Genomic DNA, 25,387 nt, shown 5'->3' with positions numbered 1-25,387 from the left:
GGGCTTAGTCCTTGGTTACGCGGTTGATTTCGGCCAGGCTGGTGACACCGTTCATCGCCTTGTCCAAGGCCGAGCGGCGCAAGTCGCGCACGCCCGACCGGATGGCGGCGGCGGCGATCTGCATCGCATTGCCGCCTTCGAGCACGATGGCCTGGATTTCGTCGGTCATGGGCATGACCTGATAGATGCCGGTACGTCCTTTGTAGCCTTCGGTGCAATCCGGGCACCCGACCGGCTCATAGAGCTTGACGCCGGCGGCAATTTCTTCGGGGGTGAAGCCTTCGGCGAGCAGGGCATGCTCGGGCAGATGCACCTCGCGCTTGCAGTCGTGCAGGCGGCGGGCCAGACGTTGGGCGATCACCAGGGTGACCGAGGAGGTGATGTTGTACGGCGCCACGCCCATGTTCATCAGGCGCGCGATGGTCTGCGGGGCGTCGTTGGTGTGCAGGGTCGACAGCACCATGTGGCCGGTCTGCGCGGCCTTGATGGCGATTTCGGCGGTTTCCAGGTCGCGGATTTCGCCGACCATGATCACGTCCGGGTCCTGACGCAGGAAGCTGCGCAAGGCCGCGGCGAAGGTCATGCCGCGCTTGACGTTCATCTGTACCTGGTTGATGCCGGGCACGCGGATTTCGACCGGGTCTTCGACCGTGGAGATGTTGCGCTGGTCGTCGTTGAGGATGTTGAGCGCGGTGTACAGCGACACCGTCTTGCCCGAGCCGGTCGGGCCGGTCACCAGCACCATGCCGTAAGGCTTTTGCACCGCGCCGACAAACAGGTCGCGCTGGTGGTCCTCATAGCCGAGCTTCTCGATGCCCAGCCGCGCCGCGCTGCCGTCGAGGATACGCAGCACGATCTTCTCGCCGAACAGGGTCGGCAAGGTACTCATGCGGAAGTCGATCTGCTTGGTCTTGGACAGATTGAGCTTGATGCGTCCGTCCTGCGGCACGCGCTTCTCGGCGATGTCGAGCTGCGCCATGACCTTCAGGCGCGCGGCGATGCGCGCATGCAGCTTGTTGGGCACCTTGGCGACCTGCTTGAGCAGGCCGTCGATGCGCAGGCGCACGCGGTATTCGGTTTCGTAGGGTTCGAAATGGATGTCGGAGGCGCCGCGACGGATCGCATCGACCAGCACCTTGTTGATGAACTTCACGACCGGGGTGTCGTCGCCCTTGGCGTCGATGCCGGTGTCGGTGCTGACATTGGCGAGATCGTCGTCTCTGCCGATCTCCAGCGTGTCCAGGCCTTCGCCGTCGCCGACCGCGGCGGCGAGCTGGTCGGAGCTCTCCAGCCAGCGGTCCAGGGTGCGGCGGATCAGCTCGTCATCGACCAGGATCGCCTCGACGGCGGCGTTGGTCTGGAACTTGATGTCGTCCAGCGCGGCGGTGTTGGTCGGGTCGGACAGGCCGATGAACAGCTTGTTGCCGCGCTTGAACAGCGGCAGCGCGTTGTGCTTGCGGATCAGCTCTTCGCTGATCGAACGGATCGCGGACTGGCCCGGATCCATCGCGGCGGGGTCGAACAGCGGTACGCCGAATTCGATCGAGTTGGCCGCGGCCAACTGCGCCGACGTGGCCAGCCGGTGTTCGGCCAGATAGGACGCCAGCGGCTTGCGCTCGGCGCTGGCCGCGGTCATGGCTTCGCGCGCCTTGACCTCGTCCAAGGCGCCATCCATGACTAAACGCCGGGCGATGCCGGTGATCCCCACCAAATTGGCAGTAGCGACGGTGGACATTTCAGCCCTCAGTTTTCCCCACCCTGACTTTACCTCAATCTCAGTTCCTGGCGAGCTGACCGGTGTCGCTATTCTGCAGCCCGGCGGTATCGAGTCCAACTTGGACACGGTATCCTGCGCCACGGGGAGGTGGCATGCATATATCTATCGTTTTACCGGCCAAGAACGAGTCGGAGGGGCTGCAGCGCACGCTGCCGGCGCTGCGTCAGGCGTTTCCGGCCGCGGAAGTCATCGTGGTGGACGACGGTTCCACCGACGACACCGCCGCCGTCGCCGCCCAACTGGGAGCCAGGGTCCTGTCCTCGCCGTACTCGATGGGCAACGGCGCCGCCATCAAGCGCGGCGCCCGCGCGGCCAGCGGCGAGGTCATCGTATTCATGGACGCCGACGGCCAACATGACCCGAACCACATTTCGCTGCTGTTGGAGCGCCTCCAGCAGGGCTACGACATGGTCGTGGGCGCACGCAGCTCCGACGGCCAGGCCAGCGTCGGCCGCGGCCTGGCCAACGCGCTCTACAACCGCCTGGCCAGTTGGATGACCGGACACAAGGTGCTCGATCTCACCTCCGGTTTCCGGGCGGTGCGGGCGAGCAAGTTCCGCGAATTCCTGCATCTGCTGCCGAACGGGTTCAGTTATCCGACGACCAGCACGATGGCGTTCTTTCGCAGCGCTTATCCGGTGACCTATGTGCCGATCGAGGTCGCGCGGCGGGTTGGCACACAAAGCCACATCCGGCCTCTGCGCGATGGCGTTCGTTTTCTGCTGATCATCTTCAAGATCGCCACGCTTTATTCGCCCTTGAAGTTGTTCGCGCCGACGGCGATCGCCTTCGCCTTGCTGGGCCTGGGCCACTACGCCTGGACCTTCGCGACCCAGGGCCGGTTTACCAATATGAGCGCGTTGATGCTCAGCGCCTCGGTCATCGTTTTCCTGATCGGACTGGTGTCGGAGCAAATTACCGGCCTGACCTATCTGCACGGACGAGACGCGGGAGTCGATCCCGACGAGAAGCCCGAATGGCGTTAGCAGGGGCCGGCGGCGGACTGCGTAGCCGTTTTCGCGGCTACTCAGGCGCTCGTCCCGACGTCGTGCGACTGCTTCCGCCGGAAAGCAAGAGAGTGCTGGACGTAGGCTGCGGCGCCGGCATGAGCGCGGCGCTGATCCGTGAACGTTGCCCACAGGTACGCGTGATCGGAGTCGAGCCCTCGCCCGAACTGGCCGCGCATGCGCGCGAGAACCTGGACGAAATACTGCAAGGGCGGATCGACGATCCCGAAACGATTCGCGCCCTGGCCGCGCGGGAGCCCTTCGACGCGATCATCTGCGCCGATGTGCTTGAGCACTTGGCCGAGCCGCTGCCCGTGCTGCAGGCGCTGACCGAGCGCCTGGCCGTCGGTGGATGCGTGATCACCAGCATCCCCAATGTCCGCCATCTTTCGACCTTCCTCGCCCTGGGATTGCTGGGCACGTGGCCGGCGCGCGATCGCGGCATCCACGACCGGACCCATCTGCGATTCTTCGCGCGTGGCGACATCATCCGCCTCGGCCGCTCGGCCGGGCTGGAGCCGCGCGGCGAACGCCGGAACGTGCGTCTGATCGAATCCAAGGCCTGGAGCCTGGTGCCGGCCAAGTGCCTGGATTTCTGGCCGTTCCGCGGATTCGTGACGTTTCAGTATTTGCACCGCTGGGTGCGGGCCGACCGCGATCGTGGCGACTGAGTCGGGCAAGTTCTGGCGCCTGGGCCTGGGGTATGCGCTGGCGGTAGCGGCGCTGGTGTTCGCGGCCCGCTATCTGGGCGTGCAGGGGCCGCAGTTTCTGAAAGCGATCGCCGCCATCGACCCAAGTCGCTTGTTGCTGGCGTTCGCGCTGTTCGCGTTGTCGCTGGTTTTCAACGCGGCCGCGTTCGCATCGGCGAACCGAGCCTTCGGCGTCGGCGTGACCGGCCCGCGGTTGAGCGCGGTATGGCTGGCGACCTTGCTCGCCAAGTATGTGCCGGTCGGCATCGGCCATGTTCTCGGCCGCGGATTGATGCTGTCCGGGTTCGGCGTTTCGTCGCGAACGACAGTGGTCGTCGGTGTGTTGGAACAGGGGTTCTCGTTGTCGATCTGCGCCGCGATCGCGCTTGCCGCGTCCGCGTTGATCTATCGGCCGGACTGCGCCTTGTGGATCGGCGCGGCCGCGCTTTTGGCCGTCGTCGTTCTGATCGCGGCGGCCTTGCTGATCGGTAAGCGCAGCACCGTGAAAGTCGTGCCGCTGGCGGCGTCGTTATTCGGCTATGGCCTGGCGATGCTGCCTTATGCGGGCGCCTATCTGTTGCTGGTCGAGCCCGCCGACACCCTGGGTTTCATCCAGGCGCTGTTCGCCGGCACGGTTGCCGGGGTGCTTGCGATTCTGGTGCCGGGTGGCTTGGGCGTGCGCGAATCGGTGATCGCTTCGATGTCCAGCACGGCCCAGGCGAGCACCGTGTTGGCCGGAGTGGTCGCCGCACGCGCTTTGATCCTGGCCAGCGAGTGCGTCGGCACCTTGGCCGGACATGCCTGGCTGCGTCGTAGCGGGGCAGGGCGATGATCGCGCAGACCTTGATTGTCGCCGGGCTGCGCACATCCGGGTCGGGTTATCCCAACGCCGAGCAGACTCTGAAATTGCTGCGGGCGCACGAAGTAGTGCGCATTCGCGATCTCGGCCGGGAATTGCCGCCGCATCTGCATTTGTGGACGCTGCGGCATCTTTCGCCCTTGAAGCAATTGCGTGCGTTGGCGGGCCTGGGCTTGGGCAATCTGCGCAGTTTATTGCGAGTGTTGTGGGCCGCGCGCGGCGGCGAAAGCGTCCCGGTCTACGTGCCTTATCCCAGCGTCTTCTTCATGTGGCTGGCGTCGTGGCTGCCGCGCGGCATCCGCCCTTATTGCATCGTCGATGCGTATATCTCGGTATGGGACTCGATGTTCCGCGATCGCGACCGCAGCAGCGGCGGCTCCGTGGCCTCGCGATGGATCAAGCGCTTCGAAGCCCGCGCCTTGCGCGCCGCGTCCATGGTCCTGGTCGATACCGAAGCCAACCGGCTCAGCATGATCGACGACTTCGGTCTGCAGCCGCGGCAAGTGCGATCCTTGCCCCTGGCGATCGACGAAGCGCCGTTTCTGGCCATGCCGTCCGGCGCGGAAGACTCGCACGAGCCCTTGCGTGTCCTGTTCGTGGGTACGCTGATTCCGTTGCACGGCGTGCCGACGATCCTGTCGGCGATACAGCTGTTGTTGAACGATGAGCGGCATGCCGGACGTTTCCACTTCCGTTTCATCGGCGACGGACAGCTGGGGCCGGCGTTGAGCGAGTTCATCGCCGAACACGATGCCGCTCAAGCGAGCTGGGTCCGTCAATGGCAATCGCTGGAGACGCTGGCGGCGGAGATCGCCGAGGCCGATATCTGCCTGGGCGTATTCGGCGGCGAAGGCAAGGCCGCGCGGGTGTTGCCGTTCAAGCTCTACATGTATCTGGCCGCCGGACGGGCCATCGTCAGCCAGGGCAAAATGTCCCTGCCGCACGCGGTTCCGGCTCCGCCGCTGTTGGCGGTCGAGACCGCCGATGCGAGCGATCTGGCACGGGCCCTGGCGTCGCTCGCCGAGGATTCGAGTCGCAGGTATTCTCTGGCCAGACAGGCGCGCGGTTATTTCACCGAGCATCTGGCGGGGGCGCGGGTGGTTTGCGCATGGCGTTCGATCCTGCAGCGGGAGTAACCCATGTCCGGTTGCCGATCTGGCTTTGATTCTATTTCGAAGGGCACGGCCGCGGCGATCGCGCTTGTTCGCGTTCGACTCACCTCAACCACCCAGGACCGCGAGCGGTGACGGAACATACGCCCCAAACCGAGCGGAGCACCGTCGCCCTGTGTGTCGATCTCGACGGCACCTTGCTGAAATCCGATCTGCTGTACGAGTCGGTGCTGGCCATGCTCAGCCGGCGTCCGCTGCTGCTGTTCCTGCTGCCGTTCTGGCTGCTGCGGGGAAAAGCCGCGCTCAAGCACGAAATCGCCTCGCGAGTCGAGCTGGACGTGGCTACCCTGCCGTACGACGAACGCGTGGTGGACGCATTGCGCGAGACCCAGGCACGGCCGCGCGTATTGTGTACCGCGAGCCACACCAAGTTCGCGCAACAAGTGGCGACCCATCTGGGCGTATTCGATCTGGTGCTGGCCAGCGACGACGGCGTCAATCTGTCGGGCGCGAACAAAGCGCGAGCGCTGGCCGAGCGTTTCGGTGAGCGCGGTTTCGACTACATGGGCAACGCCGCCATCGATCTGCCGGTATGGGCGCGTGCGCGCAATGCCTGGGTCGTCAATGGCTCGCCTGGCTTGGCCGCGCGCGCGGCGCAGGTCGTCGATGTCGCCGGCCAACTGCCGGCGCAGGGCGGCGGGATCAAGACCTGGATCAAGGCGCTGCGTATCCACCAGTGGTTGAAGAACCTTCTGGTATTCCTGCCGCTGCTGGCCTCGCACCGGTTCTTCGATGTCGAGGCCGTGATCGTCTCGGTGCTCGCCTTCATCGCTTTCAATCTGAGCGCTTCGGGCGTCTACGTCCTTAACGATCTGCTCGACTTGCCCGCAGACCGGCAGCATCCGCGCAAGCGGCTGCGGCCGTTCGCCGCCGGGGGCCTGCCGTTGCTGCACGGCCTGTTCGTGGCGCCGCTGCTGGCGCTTGCCGGTTTCACCCTGGCGCTCATCGCCAACCCCTGGTTCGCATTGGTGCTGATGGGTTACTACGCGACGACCCTGGCTTATTCGCTGCGGCTCAAGCGCATCGTCATGGTCGATGTGATCGTGCTGGCGAGCTTGTACACCTTGCGCATCATCGGCGGCGCGGTCGCGATCGGCGCCACGCTGTCGTTCTGGCTGCTCGCGTTCTCGATGTTCATCTTCCTCAGTCTGGCGATGCTCAAGCGTTACACCGAGTTGTCGGCGATTCTCGGCAACGGCCAGCGCAAGGCCAGCGGCCGAGGTTATGCGGTCGAAGATCTGCCGCTGATCCAGTCCCTGGGCGGCAGCGCCGGCTATCTGGCCGTGCTGGTGTTCGCGCTCTACATCAACAGCCCGGAAAGTCTGGCGCTGTACGCGCGTCCGCAGGTGCTGTGGCTGATCTGCCCGTTGCTGCTGTACTGGATCAGCCATCTGTGGATGACCTCCCATCGCGGCAGCATGGACGACGATCCGGTGGTGTTCGCGGCCACCGACCGCGCCAGCCAGATCGTCATCGTCCTGTGCGGATTGCTGGCCCTGGGCGCCATCGGATGACCCGGCCGGGCCAGTCCTGGGGACGTTATCCGCAGGCGCGCCAGCGGATCGTGCCGCTGACCGATCGCCGCCAGCCATTGCCGCAGGTCGATGGCAGTGTTCTGCCCTACGGCAACGGACGCAGCTACGGCGACAGTTGCCTTAACCCGGACGGCACCTTGCTGCACCTGCGCGGCCTCGACCGTTTCATCGCGTTCGATCCCGCCAGCGGTGTGTTGCGTTGCGAGGCCGGAGTGACTCTGGCGGACATCATCGCCATCGTCTTGCCGCAGGGCTGGTTCTTGCCGGTGACGCCGGGCACCCGTTACGTCACCGTGGGCGGCGCGATCGCCAACGACGTGCACGGCAAGAACCATCACGGCGCGGGCAATTTCGGCCATCACCTGCGCTGCTTCGAATTGCTGCGCAGCGACGGCAGCCGCCAGGTGTGCGTGCCCGGGGACGATTTATTCGCGGCCAGCGTCGGCGGCCTGGGGTTGACCGGCGCGATCGTCTGGGCGGAATTGCAACTGCGGCGCGTGCCCGGTCCGTGGATGGAGGTCGAGTCGATACGCTTCGGCCAACTCGACGACTTTTTCGCTTTGTCGGCGCAATCGGCGCGCAGCCACGAATACACCGTCGCCTGGATAGACTGCATGGCTCGCGGCCGCTCGCTGGGGCGCGGCCATTTCCTGCGCGCCGATCATGCGCCCGGCGACGCCGAGCGGAATTCGCCCGCGTCACAGTCACGTATGGCGATGCCGTTCACACCGCCCCTGTCGTTGGTCAACCGGCTCAGCCTGCGTCCGCTCAATGCGTTGTACTACCACCGCCAGCGTGCGCCGCGCCGACGCGACAGCGTTCATTACGCGAATTACTTCTATCCGCTCGACGGCATCGGCGACTGGAACCGCATGTACGGCCCGCGCGGTTTCCTCCAGCACCAATGCGTGTTGCCGCCGGCCAGCGCGCGCGACGGCATCGCCGCGCTGCTCGGTGAAATCTCGCGCGGCGGCAGCGGTTCGTTCCTGGCGGTGCTGAAAGAATTCGGCGAGATTCCCTCGCTCGGCCTGCTCTCGTTTCCTCGTCCCGGCACGACCCTGGCGTTGGATTTTCCTAATGGCGGGCCGGCGACCTTCGCGTTGCTCGATCGCCTCGACGCCATCGTCGCCGAGGCCGGCGGCGCGGTGTATCCGGCCAAGGATGCACGCATGTCCGGCCGCCTGTTCCGTAGCGCGTACCCGCAATGGCGGCGCTTTCAGACCCATATCGATCCGAAGTTCTCGTCCGGTTTTTGGCGCCGGGTGATGGAGTGAGCATGTACGCAGTCCTGATCATCGGCGCCACATCGGCCATCGCCGAGGCCACCGCCCGTGTTTACGCCGCCCGCGGCGCTGCGCTGTATCTGGTCGGCCGCGACCTGGACCGACTGAGCGCGATCGCCGCCGATCTGGCCGTGCGCGGCGCCGGCAAGACCGCGGTGAGCGCGCTCGACGTCAATGCTTACGAGCGGCATCAGGACATGCTCGACGCGGCCTGGGCCGAGTTTGGTCAGATCGATCTGGTTCTGATCGCGCACGGTACCTTGCCCGACCAGGCGGCTTGCGAGGCGTCGGCGGAATTGGCGCTGCGCGAGTTTTCCACCAATGGCTTGTCCATTATCGCGTTGGCCACGGCGATCGCGCCGCGACTCAAGTCCGGTGCCACCCTGGCGGCGATCTCTTCCGTCGCCGGCGATCGCGGCCGCGCCAGCAACTATCTGTACGGCAGCGCCAAAGCCGCGGTCAGTACCTTCTTCAGCGGCCTGCGCCAACGTCTCAACGCTGATGGGATCAATGTGCTGACGATCAAGCCGGGCTTCGTCGATACGCCGATGACCCGGTCGTTCAAGAAAGGCGCGTTGTGGGCCACACCCGATCGCATCGCGCGCGGCATCGTCGATGCGATCGACAAGCGTCGTGGCGTCGTCTACCTGCCATGGTTCTGGTGGGGAATCATGCAGGTGATCAAGAATATCCCCGAGTTCGTCTTTCGCCGTATCAAGCTGTAAGCCGGACTTCGATGAACGACAAGCACGCCAAGATCGTACTGACCGGCGCCGCCGGACTCGTCGGCCAGAATCTGATCGTCGAATTGAAGGCGCAGGGCTATACCCGGCTGGTCGCGATCGACAAACACGCCTACAACCTCGACATCCTCAAGTCGCTGCATCCCGACGTCGAAGCCATTCACGCCGATCTGGCGGTCCCCGCCGAAACGGCGAAGTGGGAACCGGCTCTGCGCGACGCGCGCTGCCTGATCCAACTGCATGCGCAGATCACCGGCAAGCACGGCGAGTTGTTCATCCGCAATAACATCGACGCCACCCGTATCGTGCTGGAGGCGTGCAAGCGCCTGCGGATGCCATATCTGGTGCACATAAGCTCATCGGTGGTTAATTCGGTCGCCAACGACGATTACACCAACACGAAGAAGCAGCAGGAGGTCATGGTCGTGCAGAGCGGCTTGCGCCACTGCGTACTGCGTCCAACCTTGATGTTCGGCTGGTTCGATCCCAAGCACCTGGGCTGGCTGTCGCGCTTCATGGCGCGTACGCCGATATTCCCGATCCCGGGCGACGGCAAGTTCATGCGCCAACCGCTGTACGAACGCGACTTCTGCCGTTGCATCGTGAAGTGCATCGAGCGCGAGCCGCAAGGCGCGATCTACGACATCGTCGGCGACACTCGCATCACCTATATCGACATTATCAAGACCATCAAGGCCGCCAAGGGCTTGCGCACCTGGATCGTGCATATCCCCATGGCCTGGTTCGCTTTCCTGCTGCGGACCTATGCCGTGTTCAGTCGCAAACCGCCGTTTACCGCGGATCAGCTCAAAGCTCTGTCGGCCGGCGACGACTTCAAGGGCGTGGACACTCAGGCGGTGTTCGGAGTCGCCCAGCACGCCTTCGACGACGCGGTACGCGAGAGCTACTGCGATCCGACCTACTCTAAAATCGTTCTCAAGCGCTAAAGCGTCCGTTCCCTTCGGTTCGCACCCGAGGGCCGATCACTCTAACCCCGAATACGCCGAGCCTCGATGACCACCGTACCGAAACGTTTCGCGATCGTCGGCTCTGGCCCGATGGGATTGATGGCGGCCATGGAACTGCTCAAGCAGGGTCACCAGGTCGATATCTACGAGCGCGACGATCGCGTCGGCGGCATGTCGGCCAGCTTCGATTTCGATGGCCTCAAGATCGAACGCTACTATCACTTCATCTGCAAGACCGACCACGCCTTGTTCGAACTGCTGGATTCGCTGGGTTTGTCGAACCGGCTAAAGTGGACCGACACCAAGATGGGTTACTACTACGACGGCAAGCTGTACAAGTGGGGCACGCCCTTCGCGTTGCTGGCGTTCCCGAAGCTCGGGCTCATCAGCAAGTTTCGTTACGCCCTGCATGTGATGGTGACCAAGGGCGTCAAGGACTGGACCGCGCTGGATCGAGTCAACGCTACCGCATGGCTGCGTCGTTGGCTGGGCGAGCGGGGTTACGACGTGCTTTGGCGCCGCACCTTCCATCTCAAATTCTTCGAATACACCGACAACCTGTCGGCCTCGTGGATCGGCACCCGGATCAAGCGCATCGCCCTGTCCCGGCGCAGTCTGCTGAGCGAGAGCCTGGGTTATATCGAAGGCGGCTCGGAGACCGTGCTGGAAGCGATGGAGCGCTTCATCCTCGAACGCGGCGGCAAGATCCATCTCAAGCAGGGCATCGATCAAGTCAACGTCGATCGAAGCCGGGTCACTGGCGTGCGCGTCGCCGGCGACGACCGCGCCTGCGACGCCGTGCTGTCGACCGCTCCGATCCAGTACGTGCCGGACATGGTTCCGGCGCTGCCGCGCGAATTCGCCGATCGCATACGCCGGATCGAGAACATCCCGGTGGCCTGCGTCATTCTCAAGTTGCGCCATGCGCTGAGCGCGAACTTCTGGATGAACATCAGCGATCCGGATATCGAAATCCCCGGTGTCATCGAGTACTCCAACCTCAATCCCGGCACGGGCGAGGGCGAACGCATCGTGTACGCGCCGTTCTACATGCCCAAGACCCATCCCAAGTGGTCCCGGAGCAACGAGCAGTTGATCGACGAAGTCGTGAGCTATCTGTCGAAGATCAATCCCGCGTTCCGGCCCGACTGGATTGTCGCCCGTTATTGCCATCGCTACGACTTCGCCCAGACCATTTGCCCGCCGGGCTTCCAGGCCATGCTGCCGCCGATGAAGACGCCGGTGGAAGGTTTTTACATGGCAGATACTTCGTATTACTACCCCGAGGATCGATCGATCAACGAGAGCATCGTGGTGGGACGCACACTCGCCCTCGTCGCCGCCGTCGGATGAGGCAAGCACCTTGATTTCGCGCCGCTTCATTCTTTTTGTTCTGGCGGGCGGGGCCGCGGCCGCCGTCAACTTCTGCTCGCGGATCGCGCTGAGCACTTGGATGGACTATGTCCCCGCCATAACGGTCGCGTATTGCCTGGGCATGGCGACGGCGTTCATCCTCAACAAGGTCTTCGTTTTCCAGGCCGACGGCGCGGCGCGGCTGCATCGTCAGATCGGCTGGTTCGTCGCGGTCAACATCGCCGCGGTGCTGCAGACGATCGCGATCAGTTTGCTACTGGTTCGCGTGGTGCTGCCGGCGGTCGGGGTTCACGCTCACACGGAAACGATCGCGCACGCCATCGGCATCGCGGTTCCCGTCGTCACGAGCTACTTCGGACACAAGTACCTTTCTTTCGCGCCGGGCAGGAGCGAATAAGCCCGGCGTTGGCGGCGTTCGTGAAAGCCTTGGCCGTTCCTCGGGCATCCCAGTTCCGCTAGGGCGCCGGCGCCGGATCATGAGGCGACGACGGTACCGTCAGTTCGCTGTAGCTCAGCCGATAGTCTTGCTGGAACCCGGGATGCCCAAGCCAGGATTCACCGCGCAGGCGCAACCGGGTTACGCGCTCGCTTTTGTCGGTGGCGAGCCAGCTCCAGAGCGACTGAGTATTTTCGACAAGCGGCGACAGCAGGAATCCCGCTCGCGCCGCGCCCGGAACGATGCGATAGCTGCGTTGCGTTCCATCGCCGAGTTCCAGGTCGATGTACAAGCGAGGCGATCTGTGCAGCGTCCCGGCGGCCCGGCCCCAGGCGGTGGGTTCGATGTCGATGCTTAAAGCGAGCGCCTGACCGGGCCTGGAAGGAACCACGAGGAACTCATCGAGGCGGCCTTGCGCTTCTGCCAGCGGCTTCGTGGTCGTTCGGGCACTGGCATTGCGCTGCATGAGCAGCAGGCCGCGTTCGCTCAGGCGCGGACGGTAGGTCTGGACGACCTGCAGCATCGCCAGCGGGTCCTCGCTCATCGGCAGGCGACCGTCGATTGCCCTGAGGTCCAACATGACCCACCGCGGGCCGCGCGATGAAACGATGAAATCGCGATTCATCGCCGCCAGCTCGGGCGTATAGGCCGAGTAGCCCTGGAAGATCGGGCGCGGCCGATAATTGAGTTGGTTGAGAAAAAGGACGCCCTGCCCAACCGAGATGATGTCTATCGGGTCACGGCCGACCAGTTGCCTGGTTTGAGGCATCGACGCGTTGGCTCGCACGGTGCGATCGGCGTTGTTGAGCTGTTCGGCCCGCGCGCGGAACAGGATCAGATCGAGTGCGCGCTGTGTCGATGTATCGAGGGCGGGGAAGCCTGTGGCTAGAAACAGTTTTCGATCCGCAGGTATGGAAGGTAATGCGAAGGCGATCGCCGCGCAGGCCACCGCTGCGAATGCGGTCAGCCGACGGATCGAGACGCTCTCGGCCAACGTGCCGGCCAGAGCGACAACGGCTCCGGCGGTCGGGAAGAAAATCAGCAAATGGACGGCATCGACTCTCGTGAATGCGGCCTTGAACGACAAGGCCGTCGTGGCCAGCGCGAGCGCGATCAATGCGGCGCGCTCGGTGACGCGCAAGCGCGATCGCAGGAAAACCGAGGCCATCGCCGCGACGGCGAGCGCCAGCGCGATGAATCCGATCGTGTCGGTCCGTTCGGGGCCGGGGCGCTGCATCGCGTGGCTGTAGCCGATCGCGACCTGAAAGCCTTTGTTGATATGAAGACCGATATCGGCGAAATCCTGCCCGGTGACGCACCACAACACTAATGCGGCGACGACGCTTGAGCCCGAGGCCAGCAGGCCCTGTCGACCGTATCGCGCCAGCGCGATGGGCGCACAGATCAGCCAGACGATCCAAAGTGGAAATAGGCTGAACTTGATCAGCCATGGCACGGCGCAGGCGACTCCCGCCGCGATTGCAATCAGAAGGTCCAGATACTTTCCTTCGCTCTCCCGGATTCGCCAGAGCGCCATCAGGGCGACAGGATAGATCGTGAGCCACAGGACGTCGCCAGCCCATACGGTTCCAAACCAAACCACGATCAGCAATGTCGTCAGGCGCGAAGAGAAAGCGAGCGCTGAGCACGCGATCAAAAAAAGCACCGCGTAAAGCGCGGAGAACGCTACTTGGCCAACCGCAGCGGCGAGCAGCATCGATGCGGTGTAACTGAATTGAGGGCTCAGCAGTCCAAGCGGGCCATAGGTGAAAACGATATCGCGTCCCCAATGCGCGCCGTGTTCGGCTCCCCACGTGACGACCGCGGCCCAGGATGGGTCGATGTCGTAGCTGGCCGGACCGCCATCGAAACGGAATCCGAGCAAGAACACCAGCAACGTGCTGACGAAGAGCGTCAAGCCGGACCAGGTGACCTTGGATACGGCGTTCTTGTTTGCTGGCGTGCTCGGGCCGGATGGTGTCTGCATGTCGAGATAGGTATTAGCGCTGCTTGCGGTTGATAGTAGGCCTGTCGAACGTTTTACGGCCGGATCATCATGGGTCGGCATCGTTCGATATGCGCTGGAGCTGGCAATGGCTTGTGTATGGCCCGGTGCCCGCTGTCGTTTTGGGCGGTTTGAGTCAGCTCCCGAAGCGCGACGGCATCCTCTTGCCGTCGCGCTTTTTCAGCCGGGTCATGGTGTCTTCGTCGCCTTGTCGGTGGTGCCTGGGGACGGCATTTTTTGGATCGCCTCGCGCAGCCCGCTCAGTTCACTGTTTGCGATCCGTTCGAAGCTCCTGACTCGCGCAGTCACTTCGTCCAACGTGCGCTGCGCTTCGGCTTTTCGTCCGTTGTGGATGTAAATGCGCGCGAGCAGGCCGCCGACGGCGGGATCGGCGGAAGGGTTCCATGCCTTTTCCGCGTGCGCTTGAGCTTGCTGCCAGCGGTCGGCGCGCAGGTTCGCGGTCGCGGCCATCGTCCTGAGCATCCATTTGGCGCGGCTGGTTTCCGGTTGAGTCGGCGCCGCGGCAAGGATCTTGTCCAAGGCATCGGCTACGCGGGCATAGGTGATTTCAGGCCCGCAGCGCTTTTGATCGATGGCATCGAGCAAGTTGTTGGAGGTGAGTGCATCGGACAGGTGGATCGGCGGCTTGAAACTGGTCGCACCTTCTTGCAGGTACTTGGCCTCGCCGCCCGTGGACCACCAGCAATCCACGATGATGGTGCTGAAGTAGCCTTGCAGGCGCGCCGGCTGATCCTTGTCCAGCGCGATTTTCATCGTCGTCGCGCGCGCTTCCTGATATCTGCTTTCGCGCAGGGCGACCGCTGCCTTGACGATCATCGCCCGGGTCGAGCCGGGACGGTTCGCCAGCGTCTGCTCTATCAGGCTCGCTTCGCTGCGCCATACCTGGACTTGGTTCCAGGTGATCCAGGACAGGGCCGCCGCGGCCAGCGCGAATGCCAGATAGAGCGCTCGCGTTTTCGATGGGCGAGCGAACGACCAGGATTCAGGCAGCAGATCGCGCAGCCCGACCAGCGCCACCAACAGGCCGATGCTGGGCAGGTAGTTGCGGTGCTCGAAATACAGTTCAAGCGGCAGAATGCTGGACTCCACGCCTTGCGCGACCAGGTAGAAGAACCAGCCGGCGAACACGCTGGGCGCGCGCCGGCGCAGGGCGATTGCCGCGATGCTGATCGAAAGCAAGGCGAGCAATGCGAAGAAAGTCGAGGGCGGCGACCACAGGCCATGCGAGGCTCTGAAGTCGTCCACGAAGACGCCCATGAGTCCGCCTCGCGGCCACGCGATCAGGCCGATGTACTCCATGAGGGCTCGCGGTTGGCTCAGCAGCCGCTCGAACAAGGTGAAATCGCGCGAAGCGTATCCGACCAGGAAGTGGTCGGGCGAGCGCAGAATCATGGCGAATGCAGCGAGCGCGGGCAGGGCCAGGAACGCGAGATAAAAACCCGTCAGGACTCTTGAACTCTGGCGCCAACTGCGGAAGTACGCGATTTCCAGGATGAGGCATAGCGCGGGCGCTACCGCGGCGTTTTCTTTACTCAACACGCCGAGCAAGAGCGCGACCGGGAACGCCAGGAACAAACGCGCGGCTCCCCCGCGCAGTTCGCCTGCTTCGAGTTTTGTCCGGCCCGATAGGTAAATCCAGATCGCGACCAGCGTAAACAGGCTGCTCAGTTGTGCCATGCGTTGCACGGCGTAGAGCACGGTGCTCACGTTTATCGGATGGATCAGCCAGATCGCCGCGACCAGGACCCCGATCTTTTCCGCATGCGGCGCGAGCAGCCGATCCCGCGCCAGCATGCGCCGGACGACCTGCCAGGCGAGGGCGCCGCACACCAGGTGAATCAGCAGATTGCCGAATTTGAACGGAAAAGGATGGATGCCGCCGGTGGCCGCGCTCAGCCACAGCGTAGCCATCGAGACCGGGCGGCCCAGCACCCCGGAGGCGTTGCCGAAGATGACTTCGGCCACACTGGCCTGGCCGCTGATCCAGTTCTGCAAGGGATCGATGTTGAAGGCGTCGTCGAGGATAAACGGCCCCTTGAGGCCGGACCAATACAATCCAATGGTGACGAGCGCGGCGGCGTAGAAGAACAGTCGTGAGCTGAGGCGGGACATGATCTGCCGTACTGAAGGGAGGAAGCGGCCGCTGCAGAAAAGAAGAACCCCGGCGGGCCGGGGTTCTTATAGCATCCATGAGCCTTGCTTCGGAGTCAGTGCCTGCATTCGGCAGGAAGCTGGCTCTTCGGAATTCCATTGAGTTCTTTGCATCCCCATTCCACGCGGCCCTGCCCCTCTCCGGGGTCGAGCTGGATCTTGGCGATTTCTCCGCCGGTATCCCTGGTGAGCATGGTGATCACCCCTCCTTGCCCGATATCCACCGAGGCGCAGTACTTGCTCGGGGCGAACTTATAAGCCGTACTGGAAGATGTAACGAGCGCGAGCTGGCCCAAGTCCTGGGCCGCTTCTGTTACGGAAAGTTTCGCGCCTGCCGATACGGACAAACATTCCGCATTTTTAGTGCGAATGGTGTAGTCCTGATATGCCGGCAGCGCGATTGCGATCAGCAAGCCGAGGATCGCGATCACAATCATCAGCTCGATTAGGGTAAAGCCCGATTGCGATTTCATGATGGTGCCCCTGTAGAACCTAGCAGTATTCGGAACGTTACATCGAATGGATCGTCAGGGGGGTGATCCGATAAAAGCTCGGCGACGGGGCGCGCCGCCGACTTAGAAGAAACCCCGGCGGACCGGGGTTTCTGTTACTGCACTAGCCGTTACGCGAAGCTATTAGCTGCGGCACTCGGCCGGCAGCTGCGACTTCTTGGCGCCAGCGGTGTCGGTGCACTTCCAGTCGATGCGGCCAGCGCTGAAGTTCGGCTCAAGCTTGAACTTGGCGAGCGGGGTGCCGCCGGTGCCGGAAGCTTCGGTATTGATGATGCCGTTCGCGGCGATGGCGACGGTCTTGCAGTAGTCGCTGGACGTGAACGTGTAGCCGGTGATCGATTGGTTGGTGATCGCGGCCAGGCTGCCACGGTCCTGAGCGGTTTCCGACACGGCCAGCTTGGCGGCGGCGGCGATGTTCAGGCACTCGGCGTTCTTGGTGCGGACGGTGTAGTCCTGGTACGCCGGCAGAGCGATGGCGATCAGGATGCCCAGGATCGCGATGACGATCATCAGTTCGATGAGGGTGAAACCTTGCTGCTTCTTCATGATGTATCCCCTAGGAGTGATTGAGTTGCTTCACGTGCCAACAGGCATCGGAATTCGATCCTTCGGCATGCCGTGCGTGCTGCACGTGCACGTAAGAAGTACGCACAACACGTGCCAAGTATGTGCCGCGCAGGAGGGGGGAGCGAAACTGCAAATGCAGTCACGCATCCGGGCCTTTAGGGAGGGCGTGGGGTGACGCTGAGCGGCAGTCCGCGGGCGGGACTGGTGACCAAAAGTGTCAGGTTGAATGGCGCGAGTGCGAAAGCGTGAGATTCATCAAAATCTCGACGAGGCATTTTTGGGGGTGTTTGTCGCGATGAGGTCGCCCGAGTTTGGCGATCGGGTGCGGCCGATGCCGATCGGGTGTCGTCATTGAGCGAGCGGTGGCGGCGACTGCCGGGGTGCGGGCGGTATAGGTCGCCGCCTTCTTGGGCGTGGTCGGCAGTGGCGCCACGAGATCAGTAAGGGATCGTGCGCTACAACTGGGCAAGCGATCGATGCCCAGCGGCGACATATATAGAGTCGTACGGCGAAGCGATCGCCCGGTGACGCGGCTGGGGCAGCTATGGAGTTCGGCCGCGCGGAAGCCGGGGCGAGCAACGCGTGTCGCGCAGTCCGCTGGAGCTGGAGGACGTCGGAAGCGCCCGCCTGGAGTCAGCGACGTAGTGAAGCTCGCGCTCAGTCGCCGTGCGCGCGTCAGCGGCTATCGGCGATGCATGAAGACTGTCAACACCGGGTACGAGCGCCGCCGGGCCGAATCGATAGCGTGGTTAAAGGCCCAGGTATTGTATCGACGAAAAAAAGCCGGCTCCTGGAGCCGGCTTTTTCGATGCAGATGAGCGCGTGCGTCAATTCGGCGCTTAGGCTCAGCAGACTATAGAGATCGTAATTAGCATCCCGCGAGCCTGATTACTTGCGGCACTCGGCCGGAAGCTGCGACTTCTTCGCGCCGTTGGTTTCGGTGCATTCCCAATCGATGCGGCCGCTAGTGTAGGTCGGCTCCAATTGGAACTTGGCTTCCTTGGTGGCGCCGGTGTCTTGCGCTTCGGTCTGGATGATGCCGTCAGCGACAATCTTCACGTCCTTGCAGTACTTGCTTGGCTCGAACTTATAACCGGTGATCGACTGAGCGGTGATTTTGTTTAAGTTCCCACGATCCTGAGCGGTTTCCGACACGGCCAGCTTGGCTGCGGCGGCGATATTCAGGCACTCAGCGTTCTTGGCGCGGACGGTGTAGTCCTGGTACGCCGGCAGAGCGATGGCGATCAGGATGCCCAGGATAGCGATGACGATCATCAGTTCGATGAGGGTGAAGCCTTTCTGCTTTTTCATGGTGTTCCCCTAGGAGAGTCGGTTGTTTCTCGCGTTGGCAGGCAGCGATCGCCGAACGTTCGGCGGTCGTGCGAGTTGCAGACGCTCCCGGAATCACGCATGACCCGTGCCAATATGATAGTAAGTGGTTTTTCTGTGGAGAAATAATTGAATATATGAGTATTTAATGTGCCAGTGATTTGAGCGCGCCAGCTCTCGGGTTAGTCAGGAAGAATGCGTGCCAAAAATACTGATAGGAAGCATTTAAAGTTTGATGAAAAAGTGCATATAAACTAACTGTTGGGTGCATTACGGTGTTTGCATCGGATTTTCGCCCGAAGCGCTCGCCTGCCGCGTCCCGCGCGATGGTGGCTCAGGCAAATGCGGATTCAGGAAGCTCTTGAAGAGCCGTGCGTGCGACCCGCCGCAAAACGATGTGGCGATAGATCGCATTCGACGGCGATGGCTAAGCGCCGCTTACCTCGTACTCAAGCGCGGACGTTGATCGGGGCGGTGCGGCCATTGTGACTATTACCCCGGCAGAGTTCGGCGCGCGCGCGACCCGATCCGCCAGAACGCGCGTCAGCCGGCGTCAGTGTGGTGCGCGCTTAGCGCCAAGATCGGTTACTACGCGGTTGTGCCGCGAGGTTTCCCGTTTCGCTCGCGCAAACGAAAACGCCGGCTCTGTCGAGCCGGCGTCCTTATCGGTTAGTTCAGCGCAGCGCCGCAAGCGCCGCGATCAATCAATCCCAAGCTTCTTGAGCTTGTACCGCAGCGCACGAAACGTAATCCCCAGCGCCGCCGCGGTGCGGGTCTTGTTGTAGCGGTTTTCCTGCAGCGCCTGCTGGATCGCGGCGCGTTCTATTTCCTCGATGTACGAGGGCAGGGCGCTGGTCGCGGTGTCGCGCGGGTTGAGCGTGCGCGGATCGACGGCGCCGGCTTGCGGCGGCGGGTTGCCGGTCTGGGCGAGGTTGGCCGGCAGCGGCGGCGGTTGCGTGGACAGGCGCGGCAGGCGCAGGTCGGTGGCGTTGAGCACTTCGCCTTCGGCCAGGGCCAGGGCGCGTTCGAGGATGTTCTCCAGTTCGCGCACGTTGCCGGGGAAGCCGTAGGCGCGCAGCGCGTCGAGGGCGTCCTCGCCCAGGCGTGGGACCGGACGGCCCTGGTTGCCGGCCAGGCGGTGCAGGATCTTGCCGGCCAGGCCGGGCAGGTCGTCGAGGCGCTCGCGCAGCGGCGGCACGCGCAGCTCGATGACGTTGATGCGGTAATAAAGGTCTTGGCGGAATCGGCCATCGGCCACCAGCGCGGCCAGGTCCTTGTGGGTCGCCGACAGGATGCGCACATCGACCACCAGTTCGGCCTGCGCGCCGACCGGGCGGATCGACTTTTCCTGGATCGCGCGCAGCAGCTTGACCTGCATCGGCAGCGGCAGTTCGGCCACTTCGTCCAGGAACAAGGTGCCGCCGTCGGCGGCCTGGAACAGGCCGGGCTTGTCGGCATGGGCGCCGGTGAAGCTGCCTTTCTTATGGCCGAAGAATTCGCTTTCCATCAGCTCGGCCGGAATCGCGCCGCAGTTGACCGGCACGAACGGGCCGTCGGCGCGGCCGCCTTCGGAATGGATGGTGCGCGCGACCAGCTCCTTGCCCACGCCGGACTCGCCGGCGATGTACACCGGCGCCTGGCTGCGCGCGACCTTGCCGATGGTCTGGCGCAGTTTGATCATCGCCGGCGATTCGCCGTACAGGCGCGAGCCCACGGCCTCGCTGGCGCTGCGGCGGGTGTCGTTGAGTTCCAGCGCGTGCCGCACCAGATCGCGCAGCACCGCCAGATCGACCGGCTTGGCGACGAAATCGAAGGCGCCGGCCTTGAGCGCATCGACCGCGGCTTCGACATTGCCGAAGGCGGTGATCATCGCGACCGGGGTGTTCGGGTACTTCTGGCTGATCTCGGCGATCAGGTCCATGCCCGAGCCGTCCGGCAGGCGCATGTCGGTCAGGCACAAGTCGTAACTGTTGCGCAGCAGCTGGCTGCGAGCCTCGCCGAGGCCCGACGCGGTGTCGCAACGCAGGCCCATCCGGCCCAAGGTCATGACCAGCAGCTCGCGAATATCGCGCTCGTCATCGACTACCAATGCACTACGGGTTTCAGCCATTACGCCCTCCACCGCCCACGATAGCTTAACGAACCTGCCGCGGCCAAGACGCTTGTGGCACAGATTCTGCTTATGACGTCGATTGCGATGCCGTCGTTCAGGGCGAGGACAACGCGCTTGCGCCGGCCAGGCGGATGCGGAAACAGCCGCCGCCGCCGGGGACCGGCACGTAATCCAGCGCGGCCTGATTGGCCCGGCACAGCTCGCGCGCGATGTACAGGCCCAGGCCGGTGCCGTGGCTGGAGGTGGTGAAGAACGGGCGGAACAGGCGTTCGGCGACGGAGTCGGGAATGCCCGGGCCGCGATCGAGCACATCGATCGCCGGCAGGCCGACTTCGTCGAAGTACACGTGCACGGTCACGCGCGCCGGTTCGCCGGGGATGCGGCCGTAGGTCAGCGCGTTGTGCACCAGCACGGTCAGGGCCTGGTGCAGCTGGCGCGGATCGACCAGCGCCGAGGCCTGGCTGTGCGAGCCGGTCGCGCGCAGCGTGTCTTGTTCGATCGGGTGGCTGACGCGGTATTCGTCCACGAACTGGCGCACGAAGCCCATCAGCTCCACGTGCTCGGGCTTGGCCGGCTCGCGCCGGGCCATGCCGAGCACGTTCTCGACGATGCCGTTCATGCGCGAACCCTGCTGGCGCACGATTTCCAGCAGGCGCCGGTCGGAGATGGCGATGTCGCGCGACTCTTCCAGCAACTGCACCGCGTAGTTGATGGCCGCGAGCGGATTGCGGATCTCGTGGGCGAGGCTGGCGGAGAAGCGGCCGAGCGCGGCCAGGGTGATCGATTCGGCGCGGCGCGAGACCAGCGAGGTGTCGTCGAGGAAGATCAGGGTCTGGTCGCTGCCGGCGAGCAGGCGGGTGAAGCGCGGCACCACTTCGGGCAAGTCCGGCGCGAGTTGCAGCGGGCTTTCGTCGGGGCGGCCTTCGACCCGCCAGCGGCTCAGGCGGCGCGCGAGCTCGGGCGAAGCGATGGCGAGGATGCGGTGGCCGTGGCGGGTGCCGTCGTACTCGCCGCTGTCGCCGAGCAGCAGCATCGCCGCTTCGTTGGCCAGGCGCAGGCGGCCTTCGCCATCGACCAGCAGCACGCCGGTGCGCATGCGGCGGATGATCAGTTCGTTGATCTCGGCGTAGTTGGCGGCCTCGGCGCCGCGGCGCTCGGCCAGTTCCTGGCTCTCGCGCATCTGCCGGCCGAGCATGTTGGTCAGCAGCGCGATCGACACATAGCCCAGCGCGAACATGATCGGCTCGGCGATGGTGCGGCCGGTGCTTTCGTTGCCCAGCTCGGTCCACAGCCATTCGCCGATCAGCCCCAGGCAGGCGACGACGGCCGCGCCGATGCCGTAGCGCGCGCGCAGCAGCAAGGCCGCGGCGCCGACGTTGAACATCAGCATCAGCGCGATGCCGGTGCCGGCGCCGGGCAGGGCGTGGATGGCCAGGATGCCGAAGAACAGGTCGCAGGCGATGCCGGCCAGGACCTGGCTGCGCAGTTCGCCGCGGCGGCCGAACACGAACAGCAAGGTGGCGATGAACAGATAAGACAGCGACAGCGAGCGCGCGAACAGGTCGTGGCGCGGCGCGACGATCATGTTCTCGATCGGCCCGAACAGGAACAGCACCAGTAACGCGGCTTCGAGCAGGCGGTAGAGGGTGAAGAAATACAGTTCGCGGCGCAGCGCGAGGTCCGCATCGGCTGGACTGACGGGAGCGAGACCTGGCGGCAAACGGGTTTCCATGCGCGGGCGGAGTGTCGGCCAGTATAGGGCGGCTGACCGCCGCGAACCGGCGCGACCGCTGCCCGGACGCATTCGCGACGCGCGTCGGCGCGCTCCCGGGCCGTCCCGCGGGGCCGGCGCGGGCTTGCCGGATCGGGCCTGAGGCCATCCGCGGCTTGCCGGTAGACGGCGGCCGCGGGGCGCGCCGGCGCTGCCGGACCCGGGCCGAAGGCGGCCGGGGCTGGCATCGGCCGGCCACAGAGCCGGTCCAGGCTGGGGCCGGCGGCCGGGCCGGCTGCAATCGGGTTTTGCTCGGCCCGCTGCGATCGGCGACAATGCGGCCCCCTCGCGCGTTCGCCGGCCCTTGGCCGGGTACACGCGCGGGACGTCTTTCACTCCCCTCGGTGACGCATGAATTTCCACGAATATCAGGCAAAGCAGCTGTTTGCCGACTACGGCATCGCGGTGCCGGCCGGGCGCGTTGCGCGCACTCCCGATGAAGCGGTCGCGGCCGCCAAGGCCATTCCGGGCGATCTTTGGGTGGTCAAGGCCCAGATCCACGCAGGCGGCCGCGGCAAGGCCGGCGGCGTCAAGCTGGCGAAGAACTTCGACGAAGTGAAGCAGTACGCCAAGGCCATGCTGGGCACCAAGATGGAGACCTACCAGTCGGCCGGCGTGGCGCTGCCGATCGATACGGTGCTGATCTCCGAAGGCACCGACATCGCCAAGGAACTGTATCTGTCGGTGTTGGTGGATCGCTCGACCCAGTCGGTCACCTTCATCGCTTCGGCCGAAGGCGGCGTGGAAATCGAGAAGGTCGCCGAGGAAACTCCGGACGCGATCAAGACCGTGCACGTCAACTACGTGCAGGGCCTGCAGGCCTACCAGTGCCGCGAGCTCGCCTTCGACCTGGGCCTCAACGCCAAGCAGGCCGGCCAGCTGACCACGATCATGCTGGGCCTGTACAAGCTGTTCAACGAGAAGGACCTGGCGCTGGTCGAGCTCAACCCGCTGGCGATCCTCACCAACGGCAACCTGGCCGTGCTCGACGGCAAGGTCAACAGCGACGACAACGCCACGTTCCGTCACAAGGACCTGGCCGCGATGCGCGACATCCGCCAGGAAGACGAGACCGAGGTGCTGGCCAGCCAGCACGACCTCAACTACGTCACCATGGACGGCAACATCGGCTGCATGGTCAACGGCGCCGGCCTGGCGATGGCGACCATGGACGTCATCCAGCTGGAAGGCGGCTCGCCGGCCAACTTCCTCGACGTCGGCGGCGGCGCCACCAAGGAGCGCGTGACCGAGGCGTTCAAGCTCATTCTGAGCTCGGACAAGGTCAAGGCGATCTTCGTCAACATCTTCGGCGGCATCGTCCGCTGCGACATGATCGCCGAGGGCATCATCGCCGCGGTCAAGGAAGTGGACGTCAAGGTGCCGGTGATCGTGCGCCTGGAAGGCACCAACGTGGAAGCCGGCAAGGAACTGCTGAAGAATTCGGGTCTGGCCATTACCCCGGCCGACAACATCAACGACGGCGCTAAGAAGGCGGTTGCTGCCGTCGCTGGCAAGTAAGGGGCTGATGACATGTCCGTTTTGATCAATAAGAACACCAAGGTGATCGTGCAGGGCTTCACCGGCTCGCAGGGCACCTTCCACGCCGAACAGATGCTCGAGTACGGCACCAAGGTCGTCGGCGGCGTGACCCCGGGCAAGGGCGGCACCCAGCACCTGGGCCTGCCGGTCTTCAACACCGTGCGCGACGCGGTCGATGAAACCGGCGCCGACGCGTCGGTGATCTACGTGCCGCCGCCGTTCGCGGCCGACGCGATCCTGGAAGCCGCCGCTGCCGGCATCAAGGTCATCGTGTGCATCACCGAAGGCATTCCGGTGCTGGACATGCTGCGCGTCAAGAACACCCTCAACGGTTACGACGACGTGGTCCTGGTCGGTCCGAACTGCCCCGGCGTCATCACCCCGGGCGAGTGCAAGATCGGCATCATGCCGGGCCACATCCACAAGCCGGGCAAGATCGGCATCGTCTCGCGTTCGGGCACGCTGACCTATGAAGCGGTCAAGCAGACCACCGACGTGGGCCTGGGCCAATCGACCTGCATCGGCATCGGCGGCGATCCGATCAACGGCACCAACTTCATCGACGCGCTGAAGTGGTTCCAGGACGATCCGCAGACCGAAGGCATCATCATGGTCGGCGAGATCGGCGGTTCGGCCGAGGAAGAAGCGGCCGAGTTCATCAGCCAGTACGTGACCAAGCCGGTCGTCGGCTTCATCGCCGGCGCCTCGGCGCCGAAGGGCAAGCGCATGGGCCACGCCGGCGCGATCGCCTCGGGCGGTTCGGGCACGGCCGAAGGCAAGTTCGCGGCGATGGAAAAGGCCGGCGTCACCACGGTGAAGTCGCCGGGCGATCTGGGCGCGGCGATCGCCAAGCGGTTGGCTAAGTAAGCTTCGTTCGCGATGCTTGCCGGAAAGGCCGCCTTCGGGCGGCCTTTCTGCTTTCTGGGGCTTGTCGCGGCCCTCACCCCAACCCCTCTCCCGCAAGCGGGAGAGGGGCTCGATGCGCCAGGGAGGGGATGCCGCGGTTTTTTGCTTTTCGAAACCTCGTTGGCGACAACTGCCGAACCCCTTACTCACAGTTGAGGAAAAGCCCCTCTCCCGCTTGCGGGAGAGGGGTTGGGGTGAGGGCCGCTTTCCCTACACGGCATTGAAGCGCTCGCATGGACACTGAGCATCTCCAACAAAAGGAACGCAAGGATGCGTCCAGGCCAAAAACGCGACTTCGCCCGCCGACTGCGCCGGAACCTGACCGACGCCGAGCGCAAACTCTGGTTCCACCTCAGAAACCGAGCCTTGATGGGCTGCAAATTCCGCCGACAGCAACCCATCGGCCCCTACGTGGCCGATTTCGTCTGCTTCGAGCGCGGCCTGATCGTCGAGGCCGACGGCGGGCAACATTCCGACGTCCGGGCCGATGAATGTCGAACCTGCTATTTACGATCCCACGGCTACCGCATCCTCAGATTCTGGAACAATGACGTCCTGACGCGGACCGAGGCGGTGCTGGAGCAGATCCACGCCACCCTGGCCCGCGGCGTCGTCGGCCCGGACTGACTC

21 protein-coding genes are annotated in these 25,387 nt (G+C 64.2%); 13 read left to right on the top strand and 8 right to left on the bottom strand.

Annotated elements, in window-relative coordinates; genetic code table 11:
• Positions 1–4: 4 nt before the first annotated feature.
• A complete protein-coding gene (gene pilB, locus J7J50_RS21540) occupies positions 5–1,735 on the bottom strand; it encodes a type IV-A pilus assembly ATPase PilB (protein WP_215059773.1) in 1,731 nt (576 codons plus the stop codon).
• Positions 1,736–1,869: 134 nt separating this feature from the next.
• Here pilB and J7J50_RS21535 point away from each other — a divergent pair, with 134 nt between their 5' ends.
• The 10 genes from J7J50_RS21535 to J7J50_RS21490 all read left to right on the top strand — a co-directional run bounded on the left by J7J50_RS21535 (position 1,870) and on the right by J7J50_RS21490 (position 11,804).
• Positions 1,870–2,763 carry a glycosyltransferase family 2 protein gene (locus tag J7J50_RS21535; RefSeq protein WP_215059771.1) on the top strand — a complete coding sequence of 298 codons (894 nt, stop codon included), beginning with the start codon at positions 1,870–1,872 and terminating at the stop codon, positions 2,761–2,763.
• Positions 2,754–3,455 carry a class I SAM-dependent methyltransferase gene (locus tag J7J50_RS21530; protein WP_285222324.1) on the top strand — a complete coding sequence of 234 codons (702 nt, stop codon included), beginning with the start codon at positions 2,754–2,756 and terminating at the stop codon, positions 3,453–3,455. Before J7J50_RS21535 ends, J7J50_RS21530 begins: the two co-directional genes overlap by 10 nt.
• Positions 3,445–4,305 carry a lysylphosphatidylglycerol synthase domain-containing protein gene (locus J7J50_RS21525; protein ID WP_215059767.1) on the top strand — a complete coding sequence of 287 codons (861 nt, stop codon included), beginning with the start codon at positions 3,445–3,447 and terminating at the stop codon, positions 4,303–4,305. The genes J7J50_RS21530 and J7J50_RS21525 overlap by 11 nt, the downstream gene beginning before the upstream one ends.
• Positions 4,302–5,468, top strand: a complete 1,167-nt coding sequence (locus tag J7J50_RS21520) for a glycosyltransferase (RefSeq protein ID WP_215059765.1) — start codon at positions 4,302–4,304, stop codon at positions 5,466–5,468. The genes J7J50_RS21525 and J7J50_RS21520 overlap by 4 nt, the downstream gene beginning before the upstream one ends.
• Positions 5,469–5,575: 107 nt before the next feature.
• On the top strand, positions 5,576–7,018 hold the full coding sequence (locus J7J50_RS21515) for a UbiA family prenyltransferase (RefSeq protein ID WP_215059763.1): 1,443 nt from the start codon (positions 5,576–5,578) through the stop codon (positions 7,016–7,018).
• Positions 7,015–8,313 carry an FAD-binding oxidoreductase gene (locus tag J7J50_RS21510; protein ID WP_215059761.1) on the top strand — a complete coding sequence of 433 codons (1,299 nt, stop codon included), beginning with the start codon at positions 7,015–7,017 and terminating at the stop codon, positions 8,311–8,313. The genes J7J50_RS21515 and J7J50_RS21510 overlap by 4 nt, the downstream gene beginning before the upstream one ends.
• Positions 8,314–8,315: 2 nt before the next feature.
• Positions 8,316–9,047 (top strand): SDR family oxidoreductase, encoded by a 732-nt coding sequence (locus tag J7J50_RS21505; RefSeq protein ID WP_215059790.1) that lies wholly within the window; start codon positions 8,316–8,318, stop codon positions 9,045–9,047.
• An 11-nt stretch (positions 9,048–9,058) separates the two neighbouring features.
• Entirely contained in the window at positions 9,059–10,012 is a 954-nt protein-coding gene (locus J7J50_RS21500) for an NAD-dependent epimerase/dehydratase family protein (protein WP_215059759.1), read from the top strand.
• Between the two features lie 66 nt (positions 10,013–10,078).
• Positions 10,079–11,386, top strand: coding sequence for an NAD(P)/FAD-dependent oxidoreductase (locus J7J50_RS21495; protein WP_215059757.1), 1,308 nt, complete (start codon positions 10,079–10,081; stop codon positions 11,384–11,386).
• Between the two features lie 10 nt (positions 11,387–11,396).
• A complete protein-coding gene (locus J7J50_RS21490; RefSeq protein WP_215059755.1) occupies positions 11,397–11,804 on the top strand; it encodes a GtrA family protein in 408 nt (135 codons plus the stop codon).
• 58 nt (positions 11,805–11,862) lie between these two features.
• On the opposite strand, the gene J7J50_RS21485 is transcribed toward J7J50_RS21490, so the two are convergent.
• The 7 genes from J7J50_RS21485 to J7J50_RS21455 form a co-directional block, all read right to left on the bottom strand.
• Positions 11,863–13,830 (bottom strand): hypothetical protein, encoded by a 1,968-nt coding sequence (locus J7J50_RS21485; protein ID WP_215059752.1) that lies wholly within the window; start codon positions 13,828–13,830, stop codon positions 11,863–11,865.
• 207 nt (positions 13,831–14,037) lie between these two features.
• On the bottom strand, positions 14,038–15,981 hold the full coding sequence (locus tag J7J50_RS21480) for a tetratricopeptide repeat protein (protein ID WP_215059733.1): 1,944 nt from the start codon (positions 15,979–15,981) through the stop codon (positions 14,038–14,040).
• A gap of 95 nt (positions 15,982–16,076) precedes the next feature.
• Positions 16,077–16,493 (bottom strand): prepilin-type N-terminal cleavage/methylation domain-containing protein, encoded by a 417-nt coding sequence (locus tag J7J50_RS21475; RefSeq protein WP_215059731.1) that lies wholly within the window; start codon positions 16,491–16,493, stop codon positions 16,077–16,079.
• A gap of 162 nt (positions 16,494–16,655) precedes the next feature.
• Positions 16,656–17,078, bottom strand: a complete 423-nt coding sequence (locus J7J50_RS25185; RefSeq protein ID WP_215059729.1) for a prepilin-type N-terminal cleavage/methylation domain-containing protein — start codon at positions 17,076–17,078, stop codon at positions 16,656–16,658.
• 909 nt (positions 17,079–17,987) lie between these two features.
• Entirely contained in the window at positions 17,988–18,410 is a 423-nt protein-coding gene (locus J7J50_RS25180; RefSeq protein ID WP_215059727.1) for a prepilin-type N-terminal cleavage/methylation domain-containing protein, read from the bottom strand.
• Between the two features lie 718 nt (positions 18,411–19,128).
• On the bottom strand, positions 19,129–20,538 hold the full coding sequence (locus tag J7J50_RS21460; RefSeq protein ID WP_215059725.1) for a sigma-54 dependent transcriptional regulator: 1,410 nt from the start codon (positions 20,536–20,538) through the stop codon (positions 19,129–19,131).
• 97 nt (positions 20,539–20,635) lie between these two features.
• Positions 20,636–22,261 carry an ATP-binding protein gene (locus tag J7J50_RS21455; protein ID WP_251047330.1) on the bottom strand — a complete coding sequence of 542 codons (1,626 nt, stop codon included), beginning with the start codon at positions 22,259–22,261 and terminating at the stop codon, positions 20,636–20,638.
• Between the two features lie 402 nt (positions 22,262–22,663).
• Here J7J50_RS21455 and sucC point away from each other — a divergent pair, with 402 nt between their 5' ends.
• The 3 genes from sucC to J7J50_RS21440 all read left to right on the top strand — a co-directional run bounded on the left by sucC (position 22,664) and on the right by J7J50_RS21440 (position 25,384).
• On the top strand, positions 22,664–23,830 hold the full coding sequence (gene sucC, locus J7J50_RS21450) for an ADP-forming succinate--CoA ligase subunit beta (protein ID WP_057944087.1): 1,167 nt from the start codon (positions 22,664–22,666) through the stop codon (positions 23,828–23,830).
• A 12-nt stretch (positions 23,831–23,842) separates the two neighbouring features.
• Complete coding sequence (gene sucD / locus J7J50_RS21445) at positions 23,843–24,718, top strand: succinate--CoA ligase subunit alpha (protein WP_215059721.1); 876 nt, start codon at positions 23,843–23,845, stop codon at positions 24,716–24,718.
• Between the two features lie 309 nt (positions 24,719–25,027).
• Positions 25,028–25,384 carry an endonuclease domain-containing protein gene (locus J7J50_RS21440; RefSeq protein ID WP_215059719.1) on the top strand — a complete coding sequence of 119 codons (357 nt, stop codon included), beginning with the start codon at positions 25,028–25,030 and terminating at the stop codon, positions 25,382–25,384.
• The last annotated feature ends 3 nt before the right edge of the window (positions 25,385–25,387 follow it).

It is taken from the genome of Lysobacter sp. ISL-50 (assembly GCF_018612875.1).
GTDB lineage: Bacteria > Pseudomonadota > Gammaproteobacteria > Xanthomonadales > Xanthomonadaceae > Lysobacter.
Note: the sequence above shows the minus strand (reverse complement) of the source record. Positions and strands in the feature narration are given on the sequence as shown.

Bases quoted from the DNA above. Each gene is read 5' to 3' on its own strand.
- sucC (WP_057944087.1), top strand. From the start codon at position 22,664: ATGAATTTCCACGAATATCAGGCAAAGCAGCTGTTTGCCGACTACGGC.
- J7J50_RS21510 (WP_215059761.1), top strand. From the start codon at position 7,015: ATGACCCGGCCGGGCCAGTCCTGGGGACGTTATCCGCAGGCGCGCCAG.
- J7J50_RS21485 (WP_215059752.1), bottom strand. From the start codon at position 13,830: ATGCAGACACCATCCGGCCCGAGCACGCCAGCAAACAAGAACGCCGTA.
- J7J50_RS21475 (WP_215059731.1), bottom strand. From the start codon at position 16,493: ATGAAATCGCAATCGGGCTTTACCCTAATCGAGCTGATGATTGTGATC.
- J7J50_RS21520 (WP_215059765.1), top strand. From the start codon at position 4,302: ATGATCGCGCAGACCTTGATTGTCGCCGGGCTGCGCACATCCGGGTCG.
- J7J50_RS21480 (WP_215059733.1), bottom strand. From the start codon at position 15,981: ATGTCCCGCCTCAGCTCACGACTGTTCTTCTACGCCGCCGCGCTCGTC.
- J7J50_RS21440 (WP_215059719.1), top strand. From the start codon at position 25,028: ATGCGTCCAGGCCAAAAACGCGACTTCGCCCGCCGACTGCGCCGGAAC.
- J7J50_RS21535 (WP_215059771.1), top strand. From the start codon at position 1,870: ATGCATATATCTATCGTTTTACCGGCCAAGAACGAGTCGGAGGGGCTG.
- J7J50_RS25180 (WP_215059727.1), bottom strand. From the start codon at position 18,410: ATGAAAAAGCAGAAAGGCTTCACCCTCATCGAACTGATGATCGTCATC.
- J7J50_RS21495 (WP_215059757.1), top strand. From the start codon at position 10,079: ATGACCACCGTACCGAAACGTTTCGCGATCGTCGGCTCTGGCCCGATG.
- J7J50_RS21460 (WP_215059725.1), bottom strand. From the start codon at position 20,538: ATGGCTGAAACCCGTAGTGCATTGGTAGTCGATGACGAGCGCGATATT.
- sucD (WP_215059721.1), top strand. From the start codon at position 23,843: ATGTCCGTTTTGATCAATAAGAACACCAAGGTGATCGTGCAGGGCTTC.
- J7J50_RS21500 (WP_215059759.1), top strand. From the start codon at position 9,059: ATGAACGACAAGCACGCCAAGATCGTACTGACCGGCGCCGCCGGACTC.
- J7J50_RS21530 (WP_285222324.1), top strand. From the start codon at position 2,754: ATGGCGTTAGCAGGGGCCGGCGGCGGACTGCGTAGCCGTTTTCGCGGC.
- J7J50_RS21505 (WP_215059790.1), top strand. From the start codon at position 8,316: ATGTACGCAGTCCTGATCATCGGCGCCACATCGGCCATCGCCGAGGCC.
- pilB (WP_215059773.1), bottom strand. From the start codon at position 1,735: ATGTCCACCGTCGCTACTGCCAATTTGGTGGGGATCACCGGCATCGCC.
- J7J50_RS25185 (WP_215059729.1), bottom strand. From the start codon at position 17,078: ATGAAGAAGCAGCAAGGTTTCACCCTCATCGAACTGATGATCGTCATC.